This window comes from Paraburkholderia solisilvae, from assembly GCF_902859875.1.
In the GTDB taxonomy this organism is placed as follows: Bacteria; Pseudomonadota; Gammaproteobacteria; order Burkholderiales; family Burkholderiaceae; genus Paraburkholderia; species Paraburkholderia solisilvae.
The window spans coordinates 123,530-129,529 of record NZ_CADIKF010000014.1; the positions used below are offsets into that span (position 1 = coordinate 123,530).

Here is a 6,000-nt window from a genome sequence, read left to right on the forward strand (position 1 = left end):
GAAATTCCCCTTGCGCAGTGCTGATGGTCCACCGCAGCACCGCCGGAAGACGCGTTCAAAAAAGCCTTGCGAATCGAGGTCGACTTGCTCCTACTGTCTTGTCAGGTCTTGTCCTTGAAGCTTTTCGCCGTCTGCCAGCTCGCATGCGAGACGAATCGATTGCCGCGTGCAGACCGGACGGGACGTGCTGAATCCTCTAACCACTCTATGACGGCACCGGCGTATCGGAAAGGTTTAGTAACGGCTTGCTCTTTGTCATGTATAAGCCGGATTGCGTCATCGGATGCACCCGCGGTAAGTGGGCGCAATGACCGTGTGCGTTCGGGGCCGTGTTGTGAAGTTGGACAATGGATTTCCGTATGAACGTGGTCCGGGACTCAGATCTTTAGCGGCGTAACCTTCGTCCCGGCGAGCGAAACATCCGCCATCAGCCCAGCGTTGGTCATGACTATCACCTCGACAGGTGCTGTGGCCGTCGTCGTGTCGATCGTGCCGTTTGCGCCGACTTTTACGAGCGCGACTGACGCATCGCCTGCAACCGTCCAGCCATTTGAACCGCGGAACTGGGCGAGCGCATCGGCGGTCATGAAAAGAAAGACAAGCGCTTTCGATTGCGCACCCGCGGTCAGCCCGAACGAGCCCGATGTCGTGCTGTAGTACCCAACGGTGCTACCGCCCACTTGCAGTGAGCCATCGCCATGCTGAGCGCCGATGATGAATCCGGCCTGGAGCACGTTCGGGAACACCAGGACGCCCCGTGCCTTCGACACAAGTTCCCGCGACCCTTTGACCGACGTGTAAAGACGCGACATCACACCTTCGACGCTCGCATCGATTGACTGGCGCCTCGCCATATCTGTGGCTGCGCTTTCGCCACCACCCGAAGTCGTCGTGCATCCACAGTATCCGGCCAAGATAACTGCGGAAATCGTACTGATCAGGAAATCCCGTCGCCGCATCGTTGTCCTCCATGTGGGTGGTTGATGGATTCGAACAGATTCAGGAAATCGGCCGGGGGCCAACCTGCCGGCCGGCCAATCGTTCCAGGTTCTTCGCTAATAGTTATCGTTTAGAAAGAGCTTTAGCAAAATACGACGAAAAGGTCGCTAATAAGATTTCGTATATTTACGAGAAGTACCTGTAACGAGGCTCTGCAACCGGGAGGCAAGCTGCATTGAATCGTTAAGCTTGTGGCCGCCCTATACTGATCAGGCCGTTTAGTACATTCTATCCATAGAACCGCACTAAACCACTTGCCAAAGATAGTTGACCCACAGGTTTCAAGCTGGAGGCGGCTCGGACTCTCCGCCTTGTGACTGCATGAGATGTCACCTATAACAGCCGAAATAACTTGATCACCGTCGTGTTGTTTTAAGCGGATTAATTTTAAATCCGGATGTTGTCATCGTTTATTCGTTCTGAGTCAAACGGGCCGTGCCCTGCTATCGCTCGTATCGTGCGCAACGAGTAGGGTGCGATGTAAAGGCGAAAGAGAGGAGAAGATCGTGAAACTGATCAGAATCATGCTGGCGGGTATTGTTGCGGTGCATGCATTGTCGGTGTCGGCGCAGAATGAACCTGCATCGACCCCGGCGGCGCATGCGGTTCATGAGGGCAGTAGCGATGCGATCGTGAGAATGCGTCAGCAGGAGGCCGCCGCCAATCGCGTATATCAAAGGAAAGTCGCCGCCGCAAAGAAGGTCTATGACGAAAAGAAGACCGAAGCCCGCAAGGAGCGCGATGCAACGATTGCGCATGCGCGTTATAGCGCGACTCAGTGATGATGGTCCGGGGAAATTTCCGTTGCAGCGCGCCGTTGTGCCGACACATTGCGGCGCGCGGGTAGGGCGATTACGAGCGCCGTGGTCGCGGTAAGGCTCGATACGACAATCCGTGTCGGCTACCTCATTGTCGGGTTCTGTATGCACGGCGGCATCCAGTCGCGAGTCGTCACGGAATAGCGTAGAGGTTCCTACCGCATCGTCAGGGATGGGAACTCTATTCACGCAGTCGCCGGCTGCAGAAGAGACACACGTGCTCCACGCGTTCCAGCCAGGCGCAATCTGCGTCTATCGGGGCTCACGGAGCAGTTGGGGTGAGCTTCACCACTCTGACAGGGCAACACTGCAGCGTGCTCCTGATCACTGTTCGAACCGCTCGCTGGTCCGCATTTTTGCGGCGACGGTGATAGTACGTATTGCTTACCGTAGATCGGATCGTTTGTCATGTATGTGCGGGTATGGTCGAGGTGAATGGACCGCGGTCGACGCGGCCCGTATCGGGCGAACTCCGTCCGACCGATACGGGACCTACCGGATTTGACGGAGAGGACACGGCCGGCAAACGGCGATCCGTCAGTCGTTACCTATACTCGCAGAAGGGCAAAGCCGGCGTTGCGGACGCCCGCATCGATACTTGCCCGACCTGACCTGGAGATCGCCATGGCAAGGTTCAGAATCTTCGCGTGCTCACTGGCATTGCTTCATCTGCTGGCGCTAGCCGGCTGCATCTCGCTGAGCAGCAGCGACTCCTCGCCGCCACCGAACGCTCACACGGTCGTCGTTCCGGCGGGTTCTACCGTGATATGCACGCCGGGTCCGTGCCAGTGAGGTTGTCGGGATGCTGGCAGGCGGCAACTTCGCGCGCCTGCCGGAACAGGGAGCCGGCGAACAGTACCGCGCCGTCCATTGGCAACTGCGCGGACCGCAGGGCGTCGGCGGTCCAGGTGTTGCAGGTGTAGTAGCCGGCGTAGTTCGCTGTGGCGCCGAAATACAGGCTGCCGGCATACGGGCCGTCGCCGAGCCGCACGGGATGCGATAGTTCGTCGCGCTGCACCGACCGGGCGAGATACGCGGCGAGGTGCGCCATGCCGGCTTCGGCCACCTGCAGCGTGACCACCTTATTGGCGCCGTACGCGGCGGCGGGGGTATCGCGCAGCACCGTCATCAGGATCGCGCCGCGCCCGGGCCACAGGGCCGACAGCGTCGTGAGAATGCTGTGCTCCCGCGTCATCGCAAACTCGCGTTCGCCGAAGCCGAAGCAAAGATGGGTGGCGCCGTCGAAGCCCGGCGCGAGCGACGCCTGCAAGTCCGGCACATCCTGCACCTGTACGCAGACATCGGTATGCCAGCCGCGCTCGACCACGTCGATGGTGGTCACCGGCGGCCCGCTGGCAGGCGCGAGAGGAATGGTCGAGCAGGCGGCGAGGATTGCGGCGTGGGCAAGCGCCGGCCCGGCCAGCAGCGCGACCGTTCGCGTCATTGGGGGTGGATGATGGGCGCCGCGCATTCCAGAAGTGTAGGCAGCGACGACGCGCGTGAGGGTAACCATCGACGCATTCAGGCAGCACGCGCTCGCGCCGGTATCAGCGAGTGCGGAGGCGATTGGGCACGCTTGCCGGATGGGTCCATGTGACGAAACAGGCTGCAACCTCGTCAGTCTTTGCCGGCCGTTCCCGCGTGGCCGATTGGACCAAGGTCCAATATCGCCCGTATAACGCAGCGACTAGGCTGAAGTCGAGTGAGCGGGCAGGGGATTTCACGAGGCAGTGCTCGTGGGCGAACTGCGGACTGCGTATTTCAGGAGCGCAGAAATGAAGGTCGGGAAATTGCTGTACACGGCGGCCGTCGCCATGGCGGCACAACTGGCGTGTGCTCAGCCGCAAACTTCGGTGGATGTCACCAAAGCACCGGGTAAGGCGACGGTGGCGGCAACGGCCACGGTAACGGCCACGGTCGTCGCAATTGAGCGGGATACCCGGACCGTAACACTGAAGGATGGGAAAGGTAAGGTGTTCGAGGTTGAGGTCGGCGAGGAGGCGCGCAATCTGGACCAACTGAAGGTTGGCGATATTGTCACAACCGAATACAGGCAAGCGATCTCGCTAAGCCTCGAGAAAACGAGCGGCCCACGTTCCGAGACGCAGCGGATGATCGAGCAACGAGCAGCGCTTGGTGCGAAGCCAGGTGGCACCGTCGGCCGTGAGGTGACGGTGATGGCAGACGTCGTCTCCATCAATGCGAAGGCGAAATCCGTCACGTTGAAGGGGCCTCAAGGTAACACGGTGGACGTGATCGTGGAGGATCCGGAGCAGTTGAAAAACATCCGGAAGGGCGATCAGGTGAAGGTCGTATATACGGAGGCGATCGCGATATCGGTGAGTCCTGGCGCCACCCAGTAGGCCGGTTCGGAAAGCTAATAATTCATCCAGAACCTGCCGATACGGCGCAATCACGCCACCTCCATTCGACGGACGTCGATCCGCTGCGCGGATACGGCTGCGGTGTCGATCTCGTTCCGTAAGCATCGAGATTTCATTTTGTTGTCGGCTTCGTGGCTTCGGAATTCGATTTTTCAATTCGCATCCTGCCATACATGTTGATACCCCTGTTGATGTTAGGATATCCCCGTACATTTTTGCGAGTGCCAATGCTGGCGTGTTTGCAACGGCCGGAATATCGGTCGCACTCGGGGTGCCTGGCAGAGGGGTTGAATGTCGAAGAAATGGAAGGGAAGGCAAGCCGTTGTAATTGGCGCTGGAGTCAGCGGCCTGGTCGCGGCGTCGGCCCTTGCCGATCATTTTGAGCGCATTGTCGTGCTGGAGCGAGACGAACTTGAAGGTGCCGCGCCGCGTGCCGGCGTGCCTCAGGGAAAGCACCCGCATGTTCTGCTGGCGGGTGGATTGATCGCAGTCAATGAGCTCTTGCCCGGCTTTACACGCAGCGCGGTTCAGTCCGGCGGACATACTGTCGATGCCGGCATGGACGCGCAGGTCGAGCTTCCGGGCCTGCCTGCATTGCCACGAAATCCTCTCGGCATTCATCTCGTGGCCATGTCGCGTCCGCGGATGGAGTTCGTTATGCGCACGCGGCTTGAAGAACGCCGGAACGTGAGCCTTGCCGGCGGCGGCCGCCAAATTGCCATCCTCGGGGAACCTGACGGTGGTGCCGTAACCGCCGTCTCTTATGAAAATCGCGACGGCGAGCGGCAAATGCTGTCCGCCGAACTGATTGTCGATGCGACGGGGCGGGGCACACCGACGATCGAGTTCCTGAAGAGCGTTGGCTTGCCCGAGCCAGAAGAAACCGTGATCGGTGTGGACGTCAACTATGCGACTGCGCTCTATGACGTCCCGGCGGCTGCGCTGCCGGATTTCACGACATCGATAACGCTCGCCGAGGCGCCGGAAAAGAGCCGATGCGGATGCACGGTGCTGCGCGAAGACGGACTCTGGTTCGTACTGCTTGTGAGCCGCGGAGCGGACAAGTCGCCGGCCGACGAAGACGCATTCGTCGCCTTCTCGCAAGACCTTCGGACAAAGACGACCTACGATCTCATCAAAAGCGGCAAGCGGCGGGGCGAAATCGCGCGCTATAGCTTTGTGGAAAGCCGTCGCCGGCATTTCAATCGCATGCCCGCTTTTCCGCGCGGGTTGATTCCGTTGGGCGATTCGGTATGCAGACTCAATCCAGTCTACGGGCACGGCATGACAGTCGCAGCCAAGGAGGCCGTGGTGTTGCGCGACGTGCTGGCGGCGCATGCTGTGCATGACGATCCGCTGGCCGGGATTGGCCGCGACTATCTGCAGCGTATCGAGTCGGTCATCGACGATCCTTGGACAATGTCGTCGATTCCGGATCTGATTTATCCGGGTACGCGCGGCCAGCGGCCGGAAAATCTGCAGCAGATGCTTGAATATCAGTTTGCGCTCTCGAACGCAGCTACACGCGACCCCGCGCTACACAAGCTCTATGTCGAAACGCTGCAGCTCATAAAACCGGCGAGCGTGCTCAACTCGCCAGAGGTGATGGAGAAGGTGAAGGCGCTTAATGCGTAGCGTTTTGTGGATGTGAGGCGCTGTGGGCGATGGGCGGTTGTTGGTAATTTGATATTTGACATAATATAAATTATCAACGAACTGGCTGTTACGGCAAAGCTGTAATGTCGTACCTGGGCAAAGCTGAAACGTCGCATGTCATGCTGGCTGACCTTTGACGGGAG

At 59.4% G+C, this 6,000-nt stretch carries 5 protein-coding genes; 3 read left to right on the top strand and 2 right to left on the bottom strand.

Annotated features, from left to right (window positions below; translation table 11 throughout):
• Nucleotides 1–377 precede the first annotated feature (377 nt).
• On the bottom strand, nucleotides 378–959 hold the full coding sequence (locus tag HV675_RS11385; RefSeq protein WP_175110998.1) for a BPSL1445 family SYLF domain-containing lipoprotein: 582 nt from the start codon (nucleotides 957–959) through the stop codon (nucleotides 378–380).
• A 564-nt stretch (nucleotides 960–1,523) separates the two neighbouring features.
• Between HV675_RS11385 and HV675_RS11390 the strand changes: the two genes are divergently transcribed.
• On the top strand, nucleotides 1,524–1,781 hold the full coding sequence (locus HV675_RS11390) for a hypothetical protein (protein WP_246270189.1): 258 nt from the start codon (nucleotides 1,524–1,526) through the stop codon (nucleotides 1,779–1,781).
• Nucleotides 1,782–2,574: 793 nt separating this feature from the next.
• On the opposite strand, the gene HV675_RS11395 is transcribed toward HV675_RS11390, so the two are convergent.
• Nucleotides 2,575–3,330 carry a DUF2459 domain-containing protein gene (locus HV675_RS11395; RefSeq protein ID WP_246270190.1) on the bottom strand — a complete coding sequence of 252 codons (756 nt, stop codon included), beginning with the start codon at nucleotides 3,328–3,330 and terminating at the stop codon, nucleotides 2,575–2,577.
• 262 nt (nucleotides 3,331–3,592) lie between these two features.
• Between HV675_RS11395 and HV675_RS11400 the strand changes: the two genes are divergently transcribed.
• Nucleotides 3,593–4,180, top strand: a complete 588-nt coding sequence (locus HV675_RS11400) for a hypothetical protein (RefSeq protein ID WP_175110999.1) — start codon at nucleotides 3,593–3,595, stop codon at nucleotides 4,178–4,180.
• Nucleotides 4,181–4,492: 312 nt separating this feature from the next.
• A complete protein-coding gene (locus HV675_RS11405) occupies nucleotides 4,493–5,836 on the top strand; it encodes an FAD-dependent oxidoreductase (RefSeq protein WP_175111000.1) in 1,344 nt (447 codons plus the stop codon).
• Nucleotides 5,837–6,000: the final 164 nt, after the last annotated feature.